17 protein-coding genes are annotated in these 25,670 nt (G+C 73.1%); 7 read left to right on the forward strand and 10 right to left on the reverse strand.

Going from position 1 to position 25,670, the window contains the following annotated elements; genetic code table 11:
* Positions 1 to 148: 148 nt before the first annotated feature.
* On the forward strand, positions 149 to 1,054 hold the full coding sequence (locus tag QBL25_RS31260) for a kinase (RefSeq protein WP_409062835.1): 906 nt from the start codon (positions 149 to 151) through the stop codon (positions 1,052 to 1,054).
* Here the strand turns inward: QBL25_RS31260 and rbsD are convergent.
* The 6 genes from rbsD to QBL25_RS31290 all read right to left on the reverse strand — a co-directional run bounded on the left by rbsD (position 1,051) and on the right by QBL25_RS31290 (position 8,836).
* A complete protein-coding gene (gene rbsD / locus QBL25_RS31265; RefSeq protein ID WP_409060284.1) occupies positions 1,051 to 1,440 on the reverse strand; it encodes a D-ribose pyranase in 390 nt (129 codons plus the stop codon). The two genes, QBL25_RS31260 and rbsD, sit on opposite strands and share 4 nt — an antisense overlap.
* The gene (locus tag QBL25_RS31270) at positions 1,437 to 2,381 is read right to left on the reverse strand and encodes a ribokinase (protein ID WP_409060285.1); all 945 of its coding nucleotides are present in this window, start codon (positions 2,379 to 2,381) and stop codon (positions 1,437 to 1,439) included. Before QBL25_RS31270 ends, rbsD begins: the two co-directional genes overlap by 4 nt.
* A 132-nt stretch (positions 2,382 to 2,513) precedes the next feature.
* A complete protein-coding gene (locus QBL25_RS31275) occupies positions 2,514 to 4,463 on the reverse strand; it encodes a substrate-binding domain-containing protein (RefSeq protein ID WP_409060286.1) in 1,950 nt (649 codons plus the stop codon).
* Positions 4,453 to 6,039, reverse strand: a complete 1,587-nt coding sequence (locus QBL25_RS31280) for a sugar ABC transporter ATP-binding protein (protein ID WP_409060287.1) — start codon at positions 6,037 to 6,039, stop codon at positions 4,453 to 4,455. The genes QBL25_RS31275 and QBL25_RS31280 overlap by 11 nt, the downstream gene beginning before the upstream one ends.
* Positions 6,036 to 7,052, reverse strand: coding sequence for a LacI family DNA-binding transcriptional regulator (locus QBL25_RS31285; RefSeq protein ID WP_409060288.1), 1,017 nt, complete (start codon positions 7,050 to 7,052; stop codon positions 6,036 to 6,038). Before QBL25_RS31285 ends, QBL25_RS31280 begins: the two co-directional genes overlap by 4 nt.
* Positions 7,053 to 7,615: 563 nt before the next feature.
* The gene (locus tag QBL25_RS31290; RefSeq protein WP_409060289.1) at positions 7,616 to 8,836 is read right to left on the reverse strand and encodes a hypothetical protein; all 1,221 of its coding nucleotides are present in this window, start codon (positions 8,834 to 8,836) and stop codon (positions 7,616 to 7,618) included.
* 276 nt (positions 8,837 to 9,112) lie between these two features.
* Between QBL25_RS31290 and phsA the strand changes: the two genes are divergently transcribed.
* From phsA to QBL25_RS31305, 3 genes are all read left to right on the forward strand, one after another.
* Positions 9,113 to 11,074 carry an O-aminophenol oxidase PhsA gene (gene phsA, locus QBL25_RS31295; protein WP_409060290.1) on the forward strand — a complete coding sequence of 654 codons (1,962 nt, stop codon included), beginning with the start codon at positions 9,113 to 9,115 and terminating at the stop codon, positions 11,072 to 11,074.
* A 129-nt stretch (positions 11,075 to 11,203) separates the two neighbouring features.
* A complete protein-coding gene (locus QBL25_RS31300; protein WP_409060291.1) occupies positions 11,204 to 12,064 on the forward strand; it encodes a PDZ domain-containing protein in 861 nt (286 codons plus the stop codon).
* Between the two features lie 1,150 nt (positions 12,065 to 13,214).
* On the forward strand, positions 13,215 to 14,369 hold the full coding sequence (locus QBL25_RS31305; RefSeq protein ID WP_409062836.1) for a M24 family metallopeptidase: 1,155 nt from the start codon (positions 13,215 to 13,217) through the stop codon (positions 14,367 to 14,369).
* A gap of 132 nt (positions 14,370 to 14,501) precedes the next feature.
* On the opposite strand, the gene treZ is transcribed toward QBL25_RS31305, so the two are convergent.
* On the reverse strand, positions 14,502 to 16,247 hold the full coding sequence (gene treZ, locus QBL25_RS31310) for a malto-oligosyltrehalose trehalohydrolase (protein WP_409062837.1): 1,746 nt from the start codon (positions 16,245 to 16,247) through the stop codon (positions 14,502 to 14,504).
* Between the two features lie 156 nt (positions 16,248 to 16,403).
* On the opposite strand from treZ, the gene QBL25_RS31315 reads away from it, so the two are divergent.
* The gene (locus QBL25_RS31315; protein ID WP_409060292.1) at positions 16,404 to 16,955 is read left to right on the forward strand and encodes an FHA domain-containing protein; all 552 of its coding nucleotides are present in this window, start codon (positions 16,404 to 16,406) and stop codon (positions 16,953 to 16,955) included.
* Positions 16,956 to 17,065: 110 nt separating this feature from the next.
* Here the strand turns inward: QBL25_RS31315 and QBL25_RS31320 are convergent, their stop codons facing one another.
* Positions 17,066 to 18,283: a M14 family zinc carboxypeptidase gene (locus QBL25_RS31320; RefSeq protein ID WP_409060293.1), complete on the reverse strand. Its 1,218-nt coding sequence runs from the start codon at positions 18,281 to 18,283 to the stop codon at positions 17,066 to 17,068.
* Positions 18,284 to 18,638: 355 nt separating this feature from the next.
* Here QBL25_RS31320 and QBL25_RS31325 point away from each other — a divergent pair, with 355 nt between their 5' ends.
* The gene (locus QBL25_RS31325) at positions 18,639 to 19,658 is read left to right on the forward strand and encodes a cytochrome P450 (protein ID WP_409060294.1); all 1,020 of its coding nucleotides are present in this window, start codon (positions 18,639 to 18,641) and stop codon (positions 19,656 to 19,658) included.
* On the opposite strand, the gene treY is transcribed toward QBL25_RS31325, so the two are convergent.
* Entirely contained in the window at positions 19,638 to 22,064 is a 2,427-nt protein-coding gene (treY, locus tag QBL25_RS31330; protein WP_409060295.1) for a malto-oligosyltrehalose synthase, read from the reverse strand. The genes QBL25_RS31325 and treY overlap by 21 nt on opposite strands.
* Before the next feature lie 81 nt (positions 22,065 to 22,145).
* Between treY and QBL25_RS31335 the strand changes: the two genes are divergently transcribed.
* The gene (locus QBL25_RS31335) at positions 22,146 to 23,483 is read left to right on the forward strand and encodes an MFS transporter (RefSeq protein ID WP_409060296.1); all 1,338 of its coding nucleotides are present in this window, start codon (positions 22,146 to 22,148) and stop codon (positions 23,481 to 23,483) included.
* On the opposite strand, the gene glgX is transcribed toward QBL25_RS31335, so the two are convergent.
* Positions 23,458 to 25,566, reverse strand: coding sequence for a glycogen debranching protein GlgX (glgX, locus tag QBL25_RS31340; protein ID WP_409060297.1), 2,109 nt, complete (start codon positions 25,564 to 25,566; stop codon positions 23,458 to 23,460). The genes QBL25_RS31335 and glgX overlap by 26 nt on opposite strands.
* Between the last annotated feature and the right edge of the window lie 104 nt (positions 25,567 to 25,670).

Genomic DNA, 25,670 nt, shown 5'->3' on the forward strand with positions numbered 1-25,670 from the left:
GTCGACGAGCCGAGAGCATCACACTAGATGAAAATGATTGTCAAGACGATGAAGGGTGTGGCAGCCTGTGGGCGCTGGAGGCGTACGGGACGTTGAGAGGAGACCTGTGAAGCTGTTCCAGGAGGCCGGGCCGCGGCCCCGCCCGGCCATGGACGCGGGATCGGCCGGGATCGGGGTGGGCACCGCCTTCGGGACCTTCGGCGAGCTGCTTCAGGGCGTGCTGCCGGAGGAGGACGGCGACTTCCTGGTGACGTTGCCCGTCGCGCGGTGGACGATGGCCACGTTCCGGCCCGAACCCGGCTTCGGGGAGGTGGCGGTCCGTCCCGCGCACAAGACCAAGGCGCTCCGACTGGCGCGTACGATCGCCGAGTTGGCGCACCGGCAGACGGGCGTGGCGGCCGGTGGGACCCTCCACGTCACCAGCGTCATCCCCGAGGGCAAGGGGCTTGCGAGCTCATCGGCCGATCTGGTCGCGACCGCGCGGGCGGTCGGACAGGCGCTGGGCGTCCCGATGCCGCCGGCGCGGATCGAGCGGCTGCTGGCGGAGATCGAACCCACCGACGGGGTGCTCTATCCGGCGATCGTCGCCTTCCACCACCGCACCGTGCGGCTGCGCGGCATCCTCGGATCGCTGCCCGTCATGGCCGTGGTGGGGATCGACGAGGGCGGCTCGGTCGACACGGTGGACTTCAACCGCATCCCCAAGCCGTTCACCCTGGCCGACCGCCACGAGTACGCCCGCCTGCTCGACCGCCTCGCGTGCGCCGTGCGCCGCCGCGACCTCGCGGAGGTGGGCCGGGTCGCGACGCGCAGCGCCCGGATGAACCAACTCCTGCGCCACAAAGCGGCGTTGGAGCCGATGCGGGAGATCTGCCGGGAGGTCGGCGGCCTGGGCGTGGCCGTCGCCCACAGCGGCACGACCCTGGGCATCCTGCTGGACACCGCCGACCCCTCGTACACGGCCCGGGTCAGCGCGGCGGCCCAGGCGTGCACGGAACTGGCGGGCGGGGTGACGGTGTACCGGACGCTGAGCTTTCCCGGCGGGGTCGGCTAGAAGAACACCCCGCACCGCAGCAGGACGTTGGCGTACGGCGTGGCCTCGCCGGTGCGGACCACCAGGCGGGCCGTGGCCGTGCGGTCCTTGAGTTCCTCGTGGGGGATCAGGGCGAGGGGCGTGACGCGGGCCGCGAGGAGCTCGGCGGTCGCCGGGTTCGCCTCCCGGACCTCCGTCGCCGCCGTTCCGCCCTCCGTCACCAGCTCGGCGAGCAGGCCGTCCAGGACCTCGGCGAAGGAGGGGACTCCCGCACGGAACGCCAGGTCGACGACCCGGGGGCCCGGCGGGATCGGCATGCCCGCGTCGCAGACCAGAACCGTGTCCCCGTGGCCCAACTCGGCCAGGGCGCCGCAGAGATGGCGGTTGAGGATGCCGCTCCTCTTCATGCCGGCGCACCGTCTTCCCGGACCGGAATCTCGTCCGCCGTCGGGTAGGACTCCTGGGCGCCCTGCCGGGTGACCGAGACCGCCCCCACGCGCGTCGCGTACGCCGCCGCCGTCGGGAGGTCATCGCCCAGGCCCAGGCGCCAGGCCAGGGCCGCCGTGAACGCGTCGCCCGCGCCGGTCGTGTCCACCGCGTCCACCTCGGGGCTGGGCACGGAGACGGGGGAGCCACCGGGGGACGCCGTCAGGGCTCCCTCGGCCCCCAGGGTGATCACCACCGAGCGGGGGCCGAGCGCGAGCAGCGCGCGCGCCCAGTCCGCGGGGGAGTCCGAGGCCGCCGCGCCGTCGCCCAGGATGTACCGCGCCTCGTGCTCGTTCACCACCAGCGGGTCGCAGGCCGCGAGGACCTCCCGCGGCAGCGGCGCCGGAGGCGAGGGGTTGAGGACGAAGCGCGCCGTGGCCGGCAAGGTGCGTACGAGCTCCGTCACCGACTCGACGGGGATCTCCAGCTGCGTCGAGACCACCCTGGACGCGGCGAGCAGACTGCCCGCCGCGCGGATGTCCTCGGGGGTCAGCCGGGCGTTTGCGCCGGGCGAGACCACGATGCTGTTGTCGCCCGACGGGTCGACGGTGATCAGCGCGACGCCCGTGGGCGCCCCGCCGACCAGGACGCCGACCGTGTCCGCGCCCGCCGCGCGCTGGGAGTCGATCAGGAGCCGCCCGTGCGCGTCGTCGCCGACCCGCGCGAGCAGGGCGGTCCTGGCGCCCAGGCGGGCCGCCGCGACCGACTGGTTCGCGCCCTTGCCGCCCGGATGGGTCGCCAGGTCGGAGCCGAGGACCGTCTCGCCGGGGGCGGGGCGGCGCTCGACGCCGATCACCAGGTCGGCGTTGGCCGACCCGACGACCAGGAGGTCGTACGTGGCGTCGTCGTGGTCGTCGTGCATCTGTGGTGTCCAGCTCCTGCGTAGGTACGACGGTGGGGATGTCCCGCGTGATGGCCTCAAGGGGCGGCGGCCTCAAGAGGCGCTGGCCTCAAGGGGCAGCGGCCTCAGGAGGGGCGGCTTCAAGAGGCGGCCTCAGGAGAAGTCGGCCACGTTCTTCTCCGTGACCACCTTCACCGGGACCTTCACCATCGAGTCGACGTCCTTGCCGCGCACCGCCTTCACCGCGTTCTGCACGGCGATCTTGCCCAGCTCCTTCGGCTGCTGCGCCACCGACGCGTACAGCGTGCCCGCCTCGACGGCCTTGAGCCCGTCGGGCGTTCCGTCGAAGCCGACCACCGAGACCGACTTGCCCGCCTTGCCGCCCAGGGCCTTGGCGGCGCCGAGCGCCATCTCGTCGTTCTCGGCGAAGACGCCGTCGATGCCGGGGTTCGACTGCATGAGGTTCGTCATGACGTCCAGGCCCTTGGTGCGGTCGAAGTCCGCGGGCTGGGAGGCGACGACCTTGATGCCGGGGTACTCCTTGATGCCCTCGGCGAAGCCCTTGCCGCGCTCGCGGCTCGCCGACGTGCCCGCGACGCCCTGGAGCGTGACGATCTTGCCCTTGCCGCCCAGCTTCTCCGCGAGGGTCTTCGCGGCGAGCTTGCCGCCCGCGACGTTGTCGGAGGCGACGAGGGTCGCGGCCTTCGCCTTGTTCACGCCGCGGTCGGCGGCGATCACCGGGATGTCCGCCTTGTTGGCGCCCCGCACCGCGGGACCCACGGCGTCCGAGTCCACGGGGTTGACGATGATCGACTTCATGCCTTCGCCGGTGAAGTTCTGCAACTGGTTGGTCTGCTGCGACGCGTCGTTCTGCGCGTCCGTGACCGTGAGATCGATGCCCGCCTTCTCGGCCTCCGCCTGCGCGCCCTCCTTCATCTGCACGAAGAAGGGGTTGTTGAGGGTGGAGAGCGACATGCCGACCTTCGTCGTCGTGCCGGAGGAAGAGCCCCTGTTGAAGAAGGAGACACCGCCGACCACGGCCGCGACCAGCACGGCCGCGAGGGCCATCTTCAGCACCTGCGGCCCCTTCTTCCCGCCGCCGGCCGCCGCGCCGGTCGACGCCCCCGGGGTCGCCCCGGCCTTGCGGCGCAGGGTGTCGAGGAGAACCGCGAGCGCGATGACGACGCCGATCACGACCTGCTGCCAGAAGGCGGACACGGACAGGAGGTTCAGGCCGTTGCGCAGGACCGCCAGGATCAGCGCGCCGATCAGGGTGCCGGACGCCTTGCCGACCCCGCCCGCCAGGCTGGCGCCGCCGATGACGACCGCGGCGATGGCGTCCAGCTCGTACCCCTGGGCGGCCTGCGGCTGCGCGGAGACCAGACGGGAGGCGAGGACGATGCCCGCGACGGCGGCGAAGAGGCCGGACAGGCCGTAGATGACGAGCTTCTGCCGCTTCACGCGCAGCCCGGAGAGCCGGGCCGCCTCTTCGTTGCCGCCGATCGCGTACATGGACCGGCCGATGTACGTACGCCCCAGGATGAGCGCCGTGATCAGGCCCATCGCGATCATCACGATGACCGGGACCGGCAGCCAGCCGCCGATGGTGTCGCCGAGGTGGGAGACCGAGTCGGGGAACGGGATCGGGCTGCCCTGCGAGATGACCAGGGAGAGACCGCGGGCCACCGACAGCATCGCCAGCGTCGCGATGAACGACGGGAGCTTGCCGTACGAGACGAGCAGGCCGTTCACGAACCCGCACGCCACGCCGGTCCCGACGGCGAGGACGACCGCGAGCCAGACCGGAAGGCCCTGCGAAGTCGCCGACCAGGCAAGGACGGTGGCCGAGAGCGCGGCCACCGAGCCGACCGACAGGTCGATGCCCGCCGAGACGATCACGAAGGTGACGCCGAACGCGAGGATCGCCGTGACGGCGGCCTGCACGCCCACGTTGAGCAGGTTCTGGGTGGTGAGGAAGTCGCCCGACAGCAGCGACATCGCCACGAGCAGGACGACCAGGGCGCTCAGGGCGCCGTTGTCGAGCAGGACGCGGCGAAGGCCGGTGGCGCCACCCGCGTTGCTCTTCAGCGTTTCAGTGGCCACGGGAGGCCTTCCCTTCGGTTGCTTCGTTCTCTGTCGCCGCGGAGGTGTCCGCCGCCGTACTGCTGACGGCGAGCGCCATCACCGCGTCCTGCGTCGCCTCGTCCGCCGTGAGTTCGCCCGCGATGCGGCCCTGCGCCATGACGAGCACGCGGTCGCTCATGCCGAGGACCTCGGGCAGATCGCTGGAGATCATCAGGACCGCGTGGCCGGAGGCCGTCAGTGCGTTGATGAGCTGGTAGATCTCGACCTTCGCGCCCACGTCGATGCCGCGCGTCGGCTCGTCGAGGATCAGGACCTTGACGTCGGCCAGCAGCCACTTGCCGATGACGACCTTCTGCTGGTTGCCGCCGGACAGCGTGCGCACGTGCTGGCCGAGCCCGGCCATCCGCACGCCGAGCCGCTCGGCGATCCCGGCCGCCGCGACGCGCTGCCCCTTGAGGTCCACGAGCCCGGCCCGCGTCGCCGAACGCAGCGTCACCAGACCGAGGTTCTCCTGCACGGAGGCGTCGAGGAGAAGCCCCTGTCCCTTGCGGTCCTCCGGTACGAGGCCGATGCCGGCGCCCATCGCGGCAATCACGTCGTGCCGGGGCAGCCGTTCACCGCGTACGTCGACCGAACCCGCGTCGTACGGATCGGCGCCGAAGACGGCACGCGCCACCTCGGTCCGCCCCGCGCCGACGAGCCCCGCGAGGCCGACGACCTCACCGGCCCGCACCTCGAAGCTGACGTCGTGGAAGACGCCGTCCCGGGTGAGGCCCCGCACGGAGAGCAACGCGCCCCCGGTGTCCGGGCGTTCGCGCGGATACTGCTGCTCGATGCTGCGGCCCACCATCAGCCGTACGAGCTCGTCCTCGGCGGTCGACGCGGGCACCTGGTCGACGCTGCGGCCGTCGCGCAGGACGGTCACGCGGTCGCCGAGCGCCGCGATCTCCTCCAGGTGGTGGGTGATGAAGACGACGCCGACGCCGTCCGCCCGCAACTGCCGCACGATCGCGAAGAGTCTGTCGACCTCCTCGCTCGTCAGGACGGCCGTCGGCTCGTCCATGATCAGGACGCGCGCGTCCAGGCTGAGCGCCTTGGCGATCTCGACCATCTGGAGCCGGGCGATGCCCAGTTCGCGCACTTTGGCGCGCGGCGACACCTGCACGCCGACCCGTTCGAGGAGTTCCCCGGCGGCCGCCTCCATCGCCTTGCGGTCGATCATCCCGAAGCGGCGCGGCTGGCGGCCAAGGAAGATGTTCTCGGCGACGGTGAGGTCGGGTACGAGGTTGAACTCCTGGTAGATCGTGGCGATGCCGAGCCGCTCGGCGTCCTGTGCCCCGTGGATGCGGACCTCTTCGCCGTCCACCAGGATGCGTCCCGCGTCGGGGCGGTAGGCGCCGGAGAGCATCTTGATGAGCGTGCTCTTGCCCGCGCCGTTCTCGCCGAGCAGTACGTGCACCTCGCCGCGGCGCAGGTCGAAGTCGACCGAGTCGAGTGCGACGACGCCGGGGAACGTCTTGCGGATCCCCTCGATCCGCAGCAGCTCCTCGCGGCCGCCGTCGGCGTCGCGCGGCAACGCGTCCTTGTCGCTCACGTGGTGCTCCTCTGGTCGGTGGGGGACTCGCCGCAGGAGCGGCGTACGACGAGACGTGCGGGCAGGGTCACGGACCGCGGGCTCCTGCCCTCGATGCGGTCGACCAGGGCCTGTACGGCGGCCCGGCCCAGATCTCCGGTCGGCTGCGCGATGGCGGTGATCGGCGGGTCGGTGTGCACGAACCACGGGATGTCGTCGAAGGCGGCGAGGCCGATGTCGTGCGGCACGCGCAGCCCGTGCGCGCGGATCGCGTCCAGCGAGCCGAGCGCCATCAGGTTGTCCGCGGCGAAGATGACGTGCGGCGGCTCGGGCAGTGCCAGGAACCGCTCGGTGGCCCGGCGTCCGCTGTCGGCCTGGAAGTCGCCCTGCCCGATGTGGTCGTCGGGCAGCGGAAGCCCGTACGCGGCGAGCGCCTCGCGGAAGGCCTCGACGCGCTCGCTGCCGGTGGTGGTGGCCGCGGGACCGGCGATGATCGCGAGCCTGCGGTGGCCGAGGCCATGCAGGTGAGCGACCAGATCACGCACGGCCCGGCGGCCGTCGGCGCGGACGACGGGGACGTCCACGCCCGGGATCCAGCGGTCCACGAAGACCATCGGCGTGCTGGAGCGCGCGGTGTCGAGCATCAGCGGGGAGCCGCCGTCGGTGGGCGAGACCAGGAGCCCGTCGATCCTGCGGTCCAGGAGCGTGCGCACGTGGTGGTCCTGGAGCTCGGGCCGCTCGTCGGCGTTGCCGATGATCACGCTGTAGCCCAGCGCGCGGGCCGCTTCCTCGACGGAGCGGGCCAGGGCCGTGAAGTACGGGTTCAGCACGTCGCTGATGACCAGGCCGAGCGTGCGGGTCTCGGCGGTGCGCAGGGAGCGGGCGACGGCGTTCGGGCGGTAGCCGAGGCTCTCCACGGCCGCGAGGACGCGGGCGCGGGCGGCCGGGCTGACCGAGGGGTGACTGTTCAGGACGCGGGAGACCGTGGCGACGGACACGCCTGCCTCGGCCGCGACGTCCTTGATGCTCGCCATCGCCGGTCCACCTCCTTGTGGAATCGATTACACGGAGGATTGGAATCGATTACACGGGCGGGTGGCAAGACCCTGGAGGGGCAGCGAGACCAGATTGTGATGCGGGGTGCTCAGGTGAGCGGGTGGTTGGCGGGGTCGGCTTTTCGCGGCCCCGGGCTTGGCCCCGGCCCCGGGTCTGGCCCCGGGCCTGGCCCTGGCCCCGGGCTTGGCCCCGGGCTTGGCCCCGGGCTTGGCCCCGGCCCCGGGCTTGGCCTGGCCCGGCGGCTACCGCGTCAGCTGGTGTGGGGGCGTGTGGGTGTGTGGGTGTGTGGGGTGTGGTTGGTGTGGTTGGTGTGGGGCGGCGCGGGACGGTGAGGGATGGCGAGGGGGGGCGAGGGGGTGCGGGCGGGGCGGGATGGCGAGGGCGGCGAGCGGCGGCTTGGGATGGCGAGGGCGGCGAGGGGCGGCAAGGGATGGCGAGGGGCGGCGAGGGATGGCGAGGTGCGGCATGGGGCGGCATGGGGCGGCGAGGGATGGCGAGGGGCGTCACGTCGGGGTGTGGCGCGGCTCGGTCCTGGTGGCCCCTACGACTCCGCCCCCGCGGCCTCCACCGCCTTTCGCTCCAACTCGGCCAGCCGCGCGTCCGCGTCCGCGCGGGCCCGCTCGGTGCCCTGGAGCGAGCGGTGCAGCCACTGGGCGCGGATCGCCTGGGTGTAGTCGCCGATCAGCGTGAACTCGTCCCGCAGCACGGCCAGTTGTGCCGGGTCGGGCCCGGTGTCGTCCAGTGCGCGGATCAGATGGGTGCGGGCCGTCTCCACCATGCCCTGCTCGCGGGCGAGTTCGAGCCAGGTGGTCTCCGGCTCGTCGTCGGGGTCCACCCCGTAGTTGGACACGTCGAACGACCGCGCCCACTCCTGGACTTGACCCGCTTCCTCCGGAAGCCCGGCCAGACCGCACCAGGTGTCGTACGTCGTCTCGTGCACCTCGCGCAGCAGCGGCAGGTCCTCGTCGAGGCAGTGCAGCCCGACCAGCACGACGGCGAGCCGCAGTTCGTCCGACATGGAGGCGTCCGCCTCGTGCTTGAGCAGATGGCGCAGGAGCGTGCGGTCGGTGTTCCGCCGGTCGTACTGCGCGGCCCGCAGCGCCGCCACCCGGCGCGGCCGGTCCCGGGCGACGCCGTCCCAGACCGTGCGGTCGCCGGTCCGCAGCAGGGCCAGGTCGGTGCGCCCCTTGGCGAGCACCTGCTCCCACAGGGGCGGGCGCGGATGCGGGTCCAGCCGCCGGTACGCCAGGTGCTCGGCCGCGTTGAGGAGGAGGTGGTCCGGTTCGGTGCGCAGCAGGGCCGCGTGCAGACGCGCGACGAGCTGTACGGGGGAGCGCGCGGGGAGGCCGAGCGCGGCCCGCAGTTCGCTGCGGTGCGCGTCCAGGTCGGGCACGCAGTCCTCGCGGAAGTCGCCCTCCGTGTCGGCGACTTCGGCGAGTATCCGCGCCTCGCCGTCGGTCGGCGACAGGCCCACGTAGTCGTGCCAGCCGGGGAGGCCTACGAGGATCTCCAGGGCGTCGTCCACGCTGTCCCCGATGACCCCGGCGGACCCCTCGGAATCCGCGTACAGCACGGAACCGTCTCCGCACACGAAATACGTGCCCCCGGAATCGTCTCCGGCGATCGCCTCCAGCGGGCCACCGGACGCGAGGCGGACCTCTTCGACGTGGTCCGCGCGGGACAGGTCGAATGCGAAAGGGAACGCGGCCAGCTCGGCCAAGCGCGGGTCCTGTCGCAGCAGACGGAGTGCACGTTCGGTCATGCTCCGAAAGTAACAGCGGTCACTGACGGCAGACCCACAACAGGACTGCCCAATTCCCTATGTGCATTCCGATACTTTTCCTGCGGAATGGGGGATTCATGGAACTTGGTGAGGGTGCCGGGAGTCTTATCTGGTGTGAGGGGGCGGCAACTGACCAGGCCGCCCAATGAGCCGCAGGACAAGGGCCATTGCATTTGCATTGATCAACGGACCTGATCAAACGGACCTGATCAACGGAACTGATCAACGGAACTGATCAACACGGGGGTGTTCATCTTGACCGACATCATCGAGCGCACCACGGACCACCCGGCCCCGGACCCGGGACGGACCGGGCGGACGGCAAGCGGGGAGCTGACGCCGTACGTGGCGCCGCTCCCGGTGCCGCCGGTCCTCCGGCCGGACTCCGTCGACGTGCACGACGAGACCGACGTGCCCGCGGAGACCGAGATCGCGCTGCGCCCGGCCTGGATCCGGCTGCACCCGCAGCTGCCGCCCACCCTGATGTGGGGGTACGACGGGCGGGTGCCGGGTCCGACCATCGAGGTGCGGCGCGGTCGCCGCATCCGTATCGCGTGGACCAACCGCATCCCGAAGAGCAGCGAGTATCCCGTCACCTCGGTGGAGGTGCCGCGGGCCGACCCGAGCCCCGCCACGCTGCCCGGACGCGGGGGCGTCGAGCCGAACAAGGACGTGGCCGCGCTTCCGGCCTGGTCGGTCACGCATCTGCACGGCGCGCAGACCGGCGGGGGAAACGACGGCTGGGCGGACAACGCGGTGGGCTTCGGGGACGCCCAGCTCTCCGAGTATCCGAACGACCACCAGGCGGCCCAGTGGTGGTATCACGACCACGCGATGAACATCACGCGGTGGAACGTCCAGGCGGGCCTCTACGGCACGTATCTGGTGCGGGACGACGAAGAGGACGCGCTCCATCTCCCCTGCGGGGAGCGGGAGATCCCGCTGCTGATCGCCGACCGGAACCTGGACACGGACGAGGACGGACGGCTGAACGGCCGCCTGCTGCACAAGACCGTCATCGTCCAGGCCAAGAACCCGGAGACGGGCAAGCCGGTGTCCCTGCCCTTCACGGGCCCGTACACCACGGTGAACGGCCGCATCTGGCCGTACGCGGACGTGGACGCGGCCTGGCACCGCTTCCGCCTGGTGAACGCGTCGAACGCCCGTATCTACGACCTCGTGCTCGTCGACGAGGAGAACAACCCGGTGCGCGGTGTCCTGCACCAGATCGGCAGCGACGGCGGTCTGCTGCCGCGGCCCGTGCCGGTCGACTTCGACGGGGCGCTGCCCACGCTCACCGTCGCCCCGGCCGAGCGGATGGACCTCCTGATAGACTTCCGTGCCCTCGCGGGCCGGCGGGTGCGTCTGGTGAACAAGGGCAGGGGCCAGGCCCCGGGGGTGCCCGACCCGGCGAACGACGTGCGGTATCCGCAGGTCATGGAGTTCCGTGTGCGGGACGCCGAGGTCGACGACCCGTTCGCGCTCCCGGAGATCCTCTCGGGTTCGTTCCGGCCGCTGAGCCACGACATCGAGCACGGCCACCGGCTGATCGTCCTGACGCCGCCCGCCACGAAGGGCGGCGGAGGCCACCCGGAGATCTGGGAGATGGCCGAGGTCAAGGACCCGGGGGAGATCCGGGTGGCGACCGAGGGAGTCATCCAGCTGCGGGGCGCGGACGGGAAGACCAAGACCTACCGCCGCACGGCCCGCACCTTCAACGACGGTCTCGGGTTCACCGTCGCGGAGGGCAGCCACGAGCAGTGGAGCTTCCTGAACCTCGCGGTGAACCCGCCGGTGACCCACCCCATGCACATCCACCTGGCCGACTTCCAGCTCCTGGGCCGCGACGCGTACGACGTCTCGGGCTTCGACGTCACGGTGGGCGGGACCCTCGCCCCGATCGCCTTCGACCCGCAGCGGGAGATCCCCCTCGCCCCGAACGAGCGGGGCTGGAAGGACGTCTTCCTGGTCCCCGGCGGTCAACTGCTGCGGGTGATGGGCAAGTTCGACGGGGCGTACGGCCGCTTCATGTACCACTGCCACCTCCTGGAGCACGAGGACATGGGCATGATGCGGCCCTTCGTGGTCATGCCGAAGGAGGCCCTGAAGTTCGACCACGGGGCGGGGCACGGCGGCCATGACGGCGGGCACGAGGGGTCGGGCCACGAGGGGTCGAGCCACGAAGGGTCGGGCCACGAGGGAGGCCACGCGGGCTGACGGGCCGCGACGGCGCCCCCGGCCGGGGGAAGGGGCGGCCCGGCCGGGGGTGCCGCACACCTGGACGTCACTCGTTCGTGAATCGTCGCGCCGGGTCACGCCGGGTAGGGCTGTGGCCGGAGGCGAGCCATGGAACAGACTGCGTTGCGTCCCAAGCCGATGCCCGGGCAGGAGCCCGGCACAGGCGGCAAGTTCGGCAGAGGCGGCGGATTCGGCATCGGCCGGAGATTCGGTGTGGGCCGCCGCAAGCCCGGCGGGGGCCGGGAGCCGGGCGGTGGCCGGGAGCCCGGCCCCGGCCGGAAGATCCGTACGGGAGGCAAGGTCGGCACGGCGCCGGCTCCCGGTACGGGGCACAGAGCGGGCGGCGGCCACCGCCCGCATGCCGCGCGGCGGCGCGGGCGGCGGCTGGTCACCGTGCTCTTCGGCCTGCTCTTCTCGGTCGTCCTCGTGCTGACGGGGGTGGGGATCGGCACGGTGAGCGCCACCGTCATCGGCATGAGCAAACTCGCCGACCTTCAGAAACAGGCGCAGGGCCAGGCGCAGGGCCAGGGTGGCGCCAAGGGGCAAGGGCTGGGCCAGGGGCAGGCCGCGCCCGGTGGCGGGCCCGCGGGACCGGGGGCACCGGCCGCTCCCGGCACGGCGTCCCGGCCCGCCGCCGACCCGTCCGCCCGACCGGAGCCACCGCGGAAGGGGTCTGCCGCGGGGGCGGGGCGTGCGGCCGCTCGTCCCACGCTCGGCGTGGAGGCCGTCGACGCCCCCAGGGGTGCCGGAGCCCTGCTCGTCGGCGTCCACAGCCCGGGCCCTGGCTACACCGCCGGTCTCGTACGCGGCGACGTGCTGCTCGCCCTCGGCGGGACCCGCATCGCGTCGGCCAAGGCCCTGGCTACGGCGGTCGCGGCGGCGGCCCCGGGCAAGAACGTCACGGTGACGGTCCGCCACGAGAACGGCACACGCCAGTCCCTGTCGGTGACACCGGGCTTCGTGACCTGAGGGAGGGGGCGTACGGGGGGCGGGCGCGCCACGCTACGAGCGCGCGGCACCCGGCGTACACATGGCACTCGGCGTTCGCGCGGCACCCCACGTAGGCGCCGCGCACTGCGCACGGTGTGGGTGCTGCACCGGAGTTGTGCGCCGCACTCCACGTACGCACCGCATGCGAGGTGCGCGCGGAACCCGCCGCTTTCCGCGTGCGCGCCGCACCCGGCGCACTCATGGCACCCGGCGTTCGCGCCGCACTCCACGTATGCACCGCGCACCGCACACGGCGTGGGTACTGCACCGGAGTTGTGCGCCGCACACCACGTACGCACCGCACGCGAGGTGCGCGCGGAACCCGCCGCCTTCCGCGTGCGCGCCGCACCCGGCGCACACATGGCACTCGGCGTTCGCGCCGCACCCCACGTAGGTGCCGCGCACCGCACACGACGTGGGTGCTGCACCGGAGTTGTGCGCCGCACTCCGCGTCTGTACCGCACGCGAGGTGGGCGCGGCACTCGGCGTTCGCGCCGCATTCCCGTACGCGCGGCACCCCCCACGTAGGCGCCGCGCACTGCGCACGGTGTGGGTGCTGCACCGGAGTTGTGCGTCGCACTCCGCGTCTGCACCGCACGCGAGGTGCGCGCGGAACCCGCCGCCTTCCGCGTGCGCGCCGCACCCGGCGTACACATGGCACTCGGCGTTCGTGCCGCACGCCACGTGCGCGCGGCACCCGCCGCATTCCACGGACGCGCCGCACCCGGCGTACGCGTGGCACCCCACGCATGTGCCGCTCACCTGGCCTACGCGCTGTACCCGACGTACGCGCCGCGCTCCATGTACGCCACGCACGCCGCGCGTCGCATGAGCGACAGCCACACGCCACGCACCCACACCACCCCCACTAGGCAAACCCCGGACGCTAGGCACGTGACTGCGGCGGGGCCGCGGGCTTCCGGCCCCGACCCCGGCCCCCGCCGCAATTGGCTCGCGCGCGGGCCGGGCCAGGGGCAGGATCGGCGGCACAGGCACCGCACAGCTCGACGCGCCCCGATTCGCCGAAACGCCCCGGAGCACCCCGAAGCGTCACGCCGTGCCGCCGCCCCGCCGCAGCGAGCACCCCTGGAGGCCACCCATGACCGGAACCCCTGCGACCGGCACCCCCATGACCGGAACCCCCGCGACCGGAACCCCGATATCCGGCACCCCCACCCCCTTCAGCGCCGACGACTACAAGGCCCGCATGGATCGCGCGGCGTCCGCCGCCGCGGACGCGGGGCTCGCCGGGCTGCTCGTGGCCCCGGGGCCCGACATGGTCTGGCTCACGGGCTACCGGCCGACCGCCGACACCGAGCGCCTCACCGTCCTCGTCCTCGCCGCGGGGCAGGAGCCGGTCCTCGTGGTGCCAACCCTGGAGGCCCCGGACGCGGAGCTGGCCGCAGGCGCGAGCGCGCTCACGCTGCGGGACTGGACCGACGGCAAGGACCCCTACGCCTCGACCGCACCGCTCCTGGACGTCGACGGCCGCTTCGGGATCAGCGACAACTCCTGGGCCATGCATCTCCTCGGCTTCCAGAAAGAGCTGCCCAACACCTCCTACGTGTCGCTGACCGAGGCGCTCCCCATGCTCCGGGCCGTCAAGGACGCCGCCGAACTGGAGCGCCTCGCGGCGGCCGGCGCGGCCGCGGACGCCGCGTACGAAGAGATCAAGAAGGTCCGCTTCGCGTGCCGCAAGGAGACCGAGATAGCCGCCGATCTCGCCGACCTGCTGCGGCGGTTCGGGCACTCCCAGGTCGACTTCACCGTGGTCGGCTCCGGTCCGAACGGCGCCAACCCGCACCACGAGGCGGGCGAGCGCGTCATCGTGCACGGCGACATGGTCGTCCTCGACTTCGGCGGCCTGTTGCACGGCTACGGCTCGGACACCTCGCGCACGGTGCACGTGGGCGAGCCCGACGCCGAGGAGCAGCGGGTCCACGACGTCGTGCGCGAGGCGCAGGAGGCGGGCTGCCGCGCGGTGCGGCCCGGCGCCGCCTGCCAGGACGTCGACAGGGCGGCGCGGGCCGTGATCACCGAGGCCGGTTACGGCGAGCGGTTCATCCACCGCACCGGGCACGGCATCGGCGTCACCACCCACGAGCCGCCCTACATGATCGAGGGCGAGGAACTCCCGCTCGTGCCCGGCATGTGCTTCTCCGTGGAGCCCGGCATCTATCTGCCGGGCCGCTTCGGCGTGCGGATCGAGGACATAGTGACGGTCACGGACGACGGCGTCCGGCGCCTCAACGCCACGCCGCGCGAACTGGCGATCGTCGACTGACCACGCCCGCACGCCCCTCCCGGCCGGGCGGGACCGCATACCGCCTCCCGGCCCGGCAAGCACCGCCTACCGCCTCCCGGCGCGACAGGCCCCGCGTACCGCCTCACATCCTCGCAAGCACCCCCTACCGCCTCACGGCGTCGCGAGCACCGCGCAGGACTCGGGGGGCAGGCGTAGCAGGCCGTCCGTTCCGGGTGCGGTGACCGGGTCCCACGCCGCGAGTACGCGGGCGCCCCGGCCGCCCAGCGGGACGTCCACCGGCTCCTTGCCGAAGTTCACCGCGATCCGCAGATCACCGCGCCGGACGGCGAACCAGCGCCGCTCCTCGTCGTAGGCGACCCGCAGCGCCGCCAGATCGGGGTCGAGGAGGTCGCCGCGGGAGCGCCGCAGGGCGATCAGCTCGCGGTACCAGGCCAGCACGCGCGCGTGGGGGTCGGTGAGCGGCTCGGCCCAGTCGAGGCAGGAGCGCTCCCGGGTGGCCGGGTCCTGGGGATCCGGGATGTCCCCCTCGGCCCAGCCGTGCGCCGCGAACTCCCGCCGCCTGCCCCGGCGCACGGCGTCGGCGAGCTCGGGATCGGTGTGGTCCGTGAAGAACTGCCAGGGCGTCGCCGCCCCCCACTCCTCGCCCATGAACAGCATCGGCGTGAACGGTCCGGTGAGGGTCAGCGCCGCCGCGCAGGCGAGCAGACCGGGGGAGAGGGAGGCGGAGAGCCGGTCTCCTTGTGCGCGATTGCCGATCTGGTCGTGGGTCTGCGTGTAGCCGAGGAAGCGGTACGCGGGCGTCCGGGCACGGTCCACGGGACGGCCGTGCCGGCGCCCCCGGAACGTCGAGTACGTGCCGTCGTGGAAGAAGCCGCCCGTCAGCGTCTTGGCGAGCGCGGCGAAGGGCGCGCGGGCGAAGTCCTCGTAGTAGCCGTGGGCTTCGCCGGTGAGCGTGGTGTGCAGGGCATGGTGGAAGTCGTCGTTCCACTGCGCGTGGACACCGAGTCCGCCCTGCGCGCGCGGGGTGACCACCCGGGGGTCGCCCTGGTCGGACTCGGCGATCAGCGAGAGCGGCCTGCCGAGCTCGACGGCCAGCTCGTCCACGGCCGCCGAGAGCTCCTCCAGGAAGTGGCACGCGCGCGTGTCCCGCAGCGCGTGCACCGCGTCCAGCCGCAGGCCGTCCAGGCGGTAGTCGCGCAGCCAGGCGAGCGCGCTGCCGATCAGATAGGCGCGCACCTCGTCCGAGCCCGGGGCGTCGAGGTTGACGGCGGCGCCCCACGGCGTCTGGTGGGTCTCCGTGAAGTAGGGCCCGAACGCGGGCAGGTAGTTGCCGGACGGGCCGAGGTGGTTGTGGACCACGTCCAGGACGACGCCGATGCCATGGGCGTGCGCCGCGTCGACGAATCGTTTCAGCGCCTCGGGGCCGCCGTACGGCTCGTGCACCGCCCACAGGGAGACGCCCTCGTACCCCCAGCCGTGCTGCCCCGGGAACGGACAGAGGGGCATCAGCTCCACATGGGTGACGCCGAGCTCGGCGAGATGCCCGAGCCGACCCGCGGCCGAGTCGAGCGTGCCGTCCGGGGTGTACGTCCCCACGTGCAGCTCGTACAGGACCGCGTCCCGCACCCCGCGCCCCGCCCAGGGCGCGCGCCACGCGTACCGGTCGTGGTCGACGACCGCGCTGAGCCCGTCCGGGCCGTCCGGCTGGCGCCGCGAGCGGGGATCGGGCAGCACGGGGCCGTCGTCGAGCGAGAAGCCGTACCGCGCCCCGTCGGCGGCCTCCGCGCGCGCCGTCCACCACCCGGCCCGGCTTGCCGCGCGCTCCATCGCGTACGTGGCGTCCTCGCACCGCAGCGAGACTCGCTCGGCCCCCGGGGCCCACACCTCGAACTCCACCGACCGTTCCCCCTTCTCCGCCATCCGCTGCCGTCCGTCCGTCTTCTTCCGTGCGTCATCCGTGGTCGTGGTTTCCATCGTGCTGCAGAAGTGATCGGTTCGCGGTCGTTACGCGTTTTCTGGACACTCCGGCCGAGCTGACCGACAATCACCAGGGTGACGTCGTCCTTTGAGATCCACACGTACCCCGCGCGGCTGACCGACGCCGAGCGCGACAGGGCGCTGAAGGTGCTCAGGGAGGGCGCCGCCCTCGGCAAGCTGTCGCACGACACGTTCGTGCGGCGCATGGAGCTGGCGCTGGCGGCCCGGCAGCCGGACGAACTCGCCGCGCTCACCGCCGATCTGCGGACCGAAGGACGTCTCTCCCGTGCGGTGTTCGGCACCGTCGGCGCGGTCTCCGGGTTCACGGTCCGGCTGCGCAGGGCCTGGCAGGCCGAGCGGCTGCCGAAGCTGCTCCTGCCGGTGCCGGGGAACCCGTATCCGCTGCGGATCGGCCGCGATCCCGCGAACGGCCTGCGGCTCAGCCACGAGACGGTCTCCCGGGTGCACGCCGAGCTGAGCCGGCAGGGCGGTATGTGGGTGGTGCGCGACCTCGGGTCGACCAACGGCACGTCCGTGAACGGCCGCAGGGTGATCGGCGCGGCCGTCGTCCAGGACGGCGATCAGATCAGCTTCGGGAAGATGAGCTTCCGCCTGTCAGCCTCGTGACACGCCTCCGAGCCCTCTGAGGTCTGAGCCCTCTGAGGTCTGAGCCCGCTCAGGTCTAAGCCCTCTCAGGACAGGCGGTGCGCGTGCTCCGTACGCGGGGGTGCCGGCGCTCAGTCGTCCTGCACGCGTGCGTGGCGCGCGGCGGCGACCGTCGTCCGCGACTGGTGCTCGACCTGGTCCTCCAGCGGCACCCAGCGCGCCCTGAACCGCTCGGCGAACGCGTCGCTCCAGTGCCGCACGAGCCGTTCGAGGCGGGGCGCGGCCGGGTCGCCCGCCGCGTCCAGGACGCGCAGCAGCATCGCGGCGGCCCGCAGCGGAAGCCGCCGCCCGAAGGCGTCGACACTGCCGATGTACGCCATCGAGGTGCCCGCGGGCGGCAGCCGCGCCCAGTCGTCGGCGAGCCCGGGCACCAGGTCCAGCGCCCAGCGCGCCGCGCGCAGCAGCGGCCCCCGCGCCTCCGGGAGCCGCGGCAGCGCCTCGCCGAGGACGGCCTCGACCAGGCCCGCGTCCTGGCGCAGCCGCCGCGCGAAGCCGCGCAGCGCGAGCACCGGGGCGGGGTGCGGGGCCGCGTCGTCCACGAGGTCGCTCGCCCACATGGGGACCTCGACGATGGCGGTCAGACCGCCGTACCGGTGGGCGTGGTGCCAGGTGGTGTGCCGGGCGTCCTCGGGGAGGCTCGGATAGGCGGCCGCCGAACCCGGGCCCGGCAGCACGTGCACCCCCGGCCCCGACACGGGCCAGCCCGCGGCGTCCGAAGCTCCCGTCTCCACCGGTATGCGCAGCTCCGCGGCGGACTTGGCGAACGGTTCCGCGAGCCCCGGGATGTCCCGCGTCAACTGCACCCAGCTGCCGCCGAGATCCGTGCCGTGCAGCGACACCTGGAGGTAGGGCCGCAGTTCGTCGATGACGCCGGTCAGGGCGCGGGTCTCGGGCGGCAGCCGGTCGGGCGGCAGCACGGAGGGCGACCACTCCGGCTGCTCGGGCCCCGCGGGCCGGAAGAAGTGCCGGTGGTAGTCGAAGAGGGTGCGCGGCGCTGGCGTGCGGTGCAGGTTCGCGCCGTCCGGGTCGGCGCACAGGAGGAAGTGCCAGGAGGCGTCGGCGCGCAGGTCCTCGTCCCGCAGGGCCCATTCCGCGAGGTGGAGCAGCGTCGAACCTCCGGTGGGTTCGTTCGCGTGGGCGCCCGCGACGACCAGGACGGCGCGGGGTGAGCGGCCGACGGACAGCAGGTGCAGGGGCCGTCCCGCGCGCGAGACACCCACTTGGCGCAGCGTGCTGAGCTCGGGGCGGTGCGCGACCAACTCCCGTGAGGCCAGCACGAGTTCGGCCACATTGGGATAGCGTTGGTCCGCCAGTTGACTCACCCCCGTCTTGTCCGCTGACGCAATCCGCAGTACGCCACGCGGTCGGGCAGGTGTCAAGCGTGCGGCCCAAGGGACATCAGCCCACGTCGGCGTTGTCCCGCAGCGTCACCCGAATGGGTGTATGGATCCTGCGTGTGCGGCTCTCCGGTGATGCCCTGGGACCGTGTACACGAGCTCGGCCCCGCGAGGGCCCCGTCCGTCGCCGGCTGCGCCGAGTTCGTCCCCGGATGCCGGGCGGGCCGCGACCGCCCTGCCCCCGGCTTCGCCCCCGCGCGCCGGACGGCCCGGCCCCACACGGCCCCTCAGCCTCCTGGACGCCGGCGTGGAGCGTGACCCCTATCCGCTCTACCGGACCCTGCGCGAGCGGCACCCCCTCGTCCGCGACGAGCTGCTCGGTGCCTGGCTGCTCAGCCGGTACGCGGACGTACGGGCCGCCCTCGCCGACGCCCGGCTCGGTGCGGCGGACGCGGGTCACGGACCGGCCTCCCGCGGGCTCATGGAACCCGCCCTGCGGGCCGCCGCCGAGCGCACCGCCCATGTCCTGGCCCGGCGCATATCCGGGCGGCGCGAGGTCGACCTCGTCGCCGAGTTCAGTGCCTGGCTGCCCGCGGCCGCCGCCGTCGCGGCGCTCGGACTGCCGTGGGAGGACGCCGCACGGGTCCAGGAGTGGTGCCGTACGGGCGCGGTGCGTCCCGACGGCTCCCGCCAGGAGCTGACCGCGCTGCTGCGCCCCCACGTCGCGCGGCGGCGCGCCCACCCCGGCACCGATCTGCTCTCCGCCCTGTGCCGCACCCGCGTGGACGGACAGGTGCTCTCGGACGACGCGGTCACCGCGCTCGCCGAGTCGCTGCTGGCCGGTGGCGGCGAGACCACCGCCCTCGCGCTGGCCTCGTTCCTCGCCAACCTCCTGGACCACCCGGCCCAGTTGGCGCTCGTCCGCGTCCGCCCGGGGCTGATACCCGGCGCCTGGGCGGAATCCCTTCGCCGTGATCCGCCCGCCCCCGTCGTGCTGCGCCGCGCGACCGCGCCCGTCCGGCTCGGCGGGACGGCCCTGCCGGCGGGAGCCGTCGTCGCCTGCCTCGTCGGCTCCGCCGGCCGCGACCCCTTCCGCTTCGCCGACCCCGACCGGTACGACATCTTCCGCGCGGACCCCGCGCACCTGGTGCTAGCCGCCGGGCCGCGCTTCTGTCCGGCCACCGCCTTGGCCGGGCTCGCCGCCGAATGCGGCCTGCGAGCCCTGCTCGACGCCATGCCGGGCTTGCGCTGGGCGCCCGGCTTCCGGCCCGCGCCCCGGGGCCTGATGGCGCGGGCGCCGCGCCGGCTACTCGTCCGCCCCCGCTGAGACCCGTTCGAGCAGCACCACCGGCAGCTCCCCGAACAGCTCCGCCACGCGCGCGTGCCCCGTGAACTCCCGCCCCCGGGTGAGCAGATCGGCCCAGCGCCCCTCCGGAAGCTCCAGCTCCGTGGAGTCCCAGCCGCCTGCCTCGGCCAGCCGCAAGGACAGCCGGGTCACCGCCACGATCACCTCACCGGAGCGCGCGAAGGCCACGCAGTGCGCCGCCCCGGGACCCCGCGCCGCCAGCGGCTCGTACGTCGCCGCGCCGCCGAACCGCTCCGGGTGCCGCCTGCGCAGCCGCAGCGCCGCCGCCGTCAGGGCCAGCTTCTCCTCGGAGAGGTCCCAGCGGTCGCGGTGCTGCTCCAGGTAGGCCAGGACATGCGGCTGGAAGCGCACGGGCCGCCGGTTGTCGGGGTCCACGAGCGCCCGGTACTCGTGCTCCGTGCCCTGGTAGACGTCGGGCACCCCGGGCATCGTCAGGTGCAGCAGCGTCGCCCCCAGGACGTTCGCCCGCACATGGGGCAGCAGCCCGGCGGCGAACTCCGCCACGGTGTAGAGCGGCGGCCCGCAGGGGCCCGCCTCCACGAACGCCGTCACGGCCTTCTCGTACGCCTCGTTCTGCTCGGTCCAGCTCGTGTGCAGGCCCGCCTCGCGCACGTGCTTGAGCAGCGCCTGCTGGAGCCGCTCGTCGTAGGGGAAGCCGAAGCCGACGGCCGTCTGCCAGGCCGCCCAGGCCAGTTGGGGGTCGGGCGCGCTGGTGCCGCCCACCCGCGCGGTCTGCTCGGTCACCTCGACCAGCAGGTCGGCCCACCGCTGCGGGCACTGCGTCAGGACGGCGATGCCCGCCCGCACGTCGGCGCTGCGCTTCGTGTCGTGCGTGGAGAGCACCGTTCCCGCGTACGGCCAGTCGCGCTGCACGCGCGCGCAGTAGGCGTGAAAGGCCTCCGGTGACACCGCGGGACGCTCGGGGGCGCCGCCCACCTCGGCGGCCGAGAGGAGCGGCGCGTGCCGGTAGAACGCCGTGTCCTCGACCGCCTTGGCCCGCAGCGCCGACGAGATCTGCGCGAACCGCGCGCGGAAGCCGTCGACCGCGGGCCCGGACGCCAGCCGGCCGAGGACCAGGTCCCGTACGACGTCCACCGCCTCGGCCTCCTCCCGCACGGCGAAGGCGGCCTTCGCCTCCTCCGCGGCCGTCACCGTGAGCACGGAAGCCGGTTCGGCGCCCCCGGAGACGTAGGGCCGGTAGACGGGCAGCCGCACGAGCAGCTCGACGAGCGCGGTGCGCAGGGCCCACGGCGCGTGGTCGCGCAGCGCGGGGTCCGCGGCGCACAGCGCGGCCGCCTCCCGCGTGAGGCGGTCCATCTCGGCGGCCAGCTCATGGGTGAGCACCTTGTACGCGGCGCGCCGCACCGTCGCGTCCCAGTCGCCGCCCCGGTCCACGGGAGGCGCCGCGAACCTGCGGTACTGGCCGAGGAGCTCGCCGGCCCCCGCCGGGTCCGTGAAGAGGCCGTCGAGGTGGCGCAGCGCGTCGTACCCGGTGGTGCCCGCGACGGGCCAGGCCGCCGGCAGCTGCTCCCCGTCGGCGAGGATCTTCTCCACGACCGTCCAGCGTCCGCGCGTGGCCTCCTGGAGCCGCTGGAGGTACGCCCCGGGGTCCGCGAGTCCGTCGGGGTGGTCGATGCGCAGCCCCTCCACGACCCCCTCGTGCAGCAGTTCGAGGATCTTCGCGTGGGTCGCGTCGAACACCTCGGGGTCCTCGACGCGCACCCCGATGAGATCCGAGATGGTGAAGAAGCGCCGGTAGTTGAGCTCCGTACGGGCGAGGCGCCACCAGGCGAGCCGGTAGTACTGCGCGTCGAGGAGCTCGGGCAGCGGAAGCCCCGCGGTGCCGTCGCGGAGGGGGAACGCGTGCTCGTGGTAGCGCAGCACGTCCCCGTCGACCCGCAGCCGCTCCAGCTCGTCCCCGATCCCGCGCCCGAGCACCGGAAGCAGCACGCGCCCGTCGCCCGCGTCCCAGTCGACGTCGAACCAGCGCGCGTACGGCGACGCGGGCCCCTCCCGCAGGACCTCCCAGAGGGCGTGGTTGTGGCGCGGCACCGCCGCCATGTGGTTCGGCACGATGTCCACGACGAGGCCCAGCCCGTGCGCCCGCGCGGTGCGCGAGAGGGACCGCAGCCCCTCCTCGCCGCCGAGTTCGCCGCGCACGCGCGCGGGGTCCACGACGTCGTAGCCATGCGTCGACCCCGGGACGGCCTCCAGCACCGGCGACAGATGCAGGTGCGAGACCCCCAGCGATGCCAGGTACGGGACGGCCGCCTCGGCGGCGTCGAACGGGAACTCCGGCTGGAGCTGAAGCCGGTACGTGGCGGTGGGCGGCGGCGGAATCGCGGGCTCTGAGCGCTCAGGCGTCATGCGAACGTACGTACCCGCCTGGCGGGGTTTCGTGCCATCGACTCATGCTTCTGGCCGTCAAGGGGTGACTAGCTTCGGACGATGGCTGCGAAAGCACAGGTCGCGCGGGACGGGCGGCACGAGGGCGGGCACGGGGACAGAGGCGGCGCCGGGGGCGCGAGCACCCCGGGACTCCTGGACACCTACCGGGAGGTGATCGGGCACACCGGGGCGCTCCTCCCGGTGATCTCGTTCCTCGGCAGGCTCCCCGTGGCCATGATCCAGTTCGGCAGCGTCCTCCTTGTCACCGAGACGAGCGGATCGCTCGCCACGGGCGGTGTGGTCGCCTGCGCCCTCGCGCTCGGCCAGGTGACCATGGGCCCGCTCGTCGGCCGCCTCGCCGACCGGCGGGGCCAGCGCGCCGTCGTGCTCGGCTTCTCGCTGCTCAACGCCGTGGCCATCGCGGTGTACACGCTCGGCGCCCTCCTGAAGCTGCCCACCCCGGCGCTCGTCGTCCTCGCCGTGCTCGCCGGCGCGAGCATCCCCGGCATCGGCCCGCTGGCCCGCGCCCGCGCCGTCCCGCTGGTGCGCCGTGCGGGCGGCGACGACCGGCTGGTCGACACCGTGCTGTCCCTGGAGAGCACGATGGAAGAGCTGTCCTTCGTGCTCGGCCCCGCCGTGGTCGGCCTCGCCGCGGTGGCGGGCCACCCGGCGTACGCCTTCGGAGCCGCCGCCCTCCTGGTCGCCGTCTGCGGCTCCGGCTTCGCGCTGCATCCCACGGGCCGGACGGCGCGGACCGCCCCGGTGCCGGGGCGAGCGGCACGCGCGCGTGGCGGCCGGGAACGGCTGCCGCGCCAGGTCGTCGTCGTACGGGTCGGGCTGGTCTTTGTCGGGGTGCTCCTCGGCGCCTGCGGAGCGGGCATCACGGCCCGCACCGAGGAGTTGGGGCAACCGGGGCAGGCGGGCCTCGTCTACGCCGCCATGGGCGTCATGAGCGCCGTCGTGGGCCTGTCCATGGCCGCGCTGCCCGAGCGCTTCGGCCTCCACGCGCGCTGGCGCGTGGCGACGGCCGCCGCGGCGCTGCTGTCGCTGCCGCTGGTGTGGACGGACGGCCTGCTCGCCCTGTACCTCGTGGTGACCGTGTTCGGCGCCGTCTACGCCCCGAACCTGATCACCGGCTTCGCGCTCACCGAGCGCTCCTGTCCGCCGGGCCGCCTCGCCGAGGGGATGACGTTCGCGGCCAGCGCCTTCGTCGGCGGCCAGGCGGTCACGCTCGCCGTGGCGGGCCGCCTGGCCGAGTCCCACGGCCCCGGAGCGGCGTTCGCGCTCGGCAGCGTGGCCGCCGTCGTCGCGTTCCTCGTCGCGCTGGCCGCCCGCCCCGCGGCGGACGGCGGCGCGAACGCCGCTCCCTCGCTCACGCCGGGCGCTGGAGGACGGTGAGGCTCCGGTCGGCGAGCGTCAGACGGTCACCGGCCTCGGCCTTCGGCCCGGTGTCCGGAGGCACGCCCTCCGCCCGCGAGGTGTCCACGACCACCTGCCACTGGCGGCCGTGGTTGACCGGCACGACGAACTCCAGCGGCTCCGGCGACGCGTTGAACATCAGCAGGAACGAGTCGTCGGTGATCCGCTCGCCGCGCGAGCCCGGCTCGGAGATCGCGTTGCCGTTCAGGAACACCGTGAGCGCCCGCGCGTGCGAGGCGTCCCAGTCCTCCTGCGTCATCTCCTCGCCCTCCGGCGTGAACCACGCGATGTCCGAGAGCTCGTCGTGCGTGCCCTCGACCGGCCGGCCGTGGAAGAACCGCCTCCGGCGGAAGACCGGGTGGTCGCGCCGGAGCCACGCCATCGCGCGCGTGAACTCCAGCTGGCCGCACTCGCCCTCCGGCCAGCGCACCCAGGCGATCTCGTTGTCCTGGCAGTAGGCGTTGTTGTTGCCTCCCTGGGTGCGGGCGAACTCGTCGCCGTGGCTGAGCATCGGGACGCCCTGGGAGAGCATCAGCGTCGCGATGAAGTTGCGCATCTGCCGCTCGCGCAGCGCCAGGACCTCCGGATCCTCGGTCTCGCCCTCGGCGCCGCAGTTCCAGGAGCGGTTGTGGCTCTCGCCGTCCTGGTTGTCCTCGCCGTTGTCCTCGTTGTGCTTCTCGTTGTACGAGACGAGGTCGTGCAGGGTGAAGCCGTCGTGGCAGGTGGCGAAGTTGATCGACGCCAGCGGGCGCCGCCCGTCGTCCTGGTAGAGGTCGGACGAGCCGGTGAGCCGGGACGCGAACTCCGCGAGGGTGCGCGGCTCGCCCCGCCACAGGTCACGCACGGTGTCGCGGTACATGCCGTTCCACTCGGTCCACAGCGGCGGGAAGTTGCCCACCTGGTAGCCGCCCTCGCCGACGTCCCACGGCTCGGCGATCAGCTTCACCTGGCTCACCACCGGGTCCTGCTGCACGAGGTCGAAGAACGACGACAGGCGGTCCACCTCGTGGAACTGCCGGGCGAGCGTCGCCGCGAGATCGAAGCGGAAGCCGTCCACGTGCATGTCGGTGACCCAGTGCCGCAGCGAATCCATGATCATCTGGAGGACGTGCGGCGACCGCATCAGGAGGGAGTTGCCGGTCCCCGTGGTGTCCATGTAGTAGCGGGGATCGTCCGTCAGGCGGTAGTACGAGGCGTTGTCCAGGCCCTTGTAGGAGAGCGTGGGGCCCAGGTGGTTGCCCTCGGCCGTGTGGTTGTAGACGACGTCGAGGATCACCTCGATGCCCGCCTCGTGCAGCGCCTTCACCGCCTGCTTGAACTCCAGGACCTGCTCGCCCCGGTCGCCCCAGGAGGCGTAGGCGTTGTGGGGCGCGAAGAAACCGATCGTGTTGTAGCCCCAGTAGTTGTTCAGGCCCATGTCGACCAGACGGTGATCGTTCACGAACTGGTGCACCGGCATCAGTTCCAGGGCCGTCACGCCCAGCTGCACGAGGTGATCGATGACCGCCGGATGCGCGAGCGCCGCGTACGACCCGCGCAGCTCCTCGGGAAGGTCCGGGTGCCGCATGGTGAGGCCCTTCACATGGGCCTCGTAGAGCACGGTCTCGTTGTACGGGGTCCGCGGCGGCCGGTCGTCGCCCCAGTCGAAGTACGGGTTGACGACCACGGAGGTCATCATGTGCGGCGCCGAGTCCATGTCGTTGCGCTTGTCCGGATCGCCGAAGCGGTAGCCGTACACCTCCTCGCCCCAGTCGATCCGGCCGCTGACCGCGCGGGCGTACGGATCGAGAAGCAGCTTCGCGGAATTGCAGCGATGTCCCTGCGCGGGGTCGTACGCGCCGTGCACACGGAAGCCGTACCGCTGGCCCGGCATCACGCCGGGCAGGTACGCGTGCAGCACGAACGCGTCGGATTCGCGCAGCTCGACGGCTGTCTCCGAGCCGTCGTCGTGCAACAAACAGAGCTCTATGCGGTCGGCGGCCTCGGAGAAGACCGCGAAGTTCGTTCCGGCGCCGTCGTACGTGGCACCGAGTGGATACGCCTGCCCTGGCCACACCTGCATGCATCCGACTCTTCCACTACCGCCCCCTCGGCTCGGGGTGACTTTGGTCAGAGTCTCCCCGAAAGTGGGGCAACCACGCGGGAGTTGCACCCGTCTAACCCCTC

This window comes from Streptomyces sp. SYP-A7185, assembly GCF_046103685.1.
Taxonomy (GTDB): Bacteria; Actinomycetota; Actinomycetes; order Streptomycetales; family Streptomycetaceae; genus Streptomyces.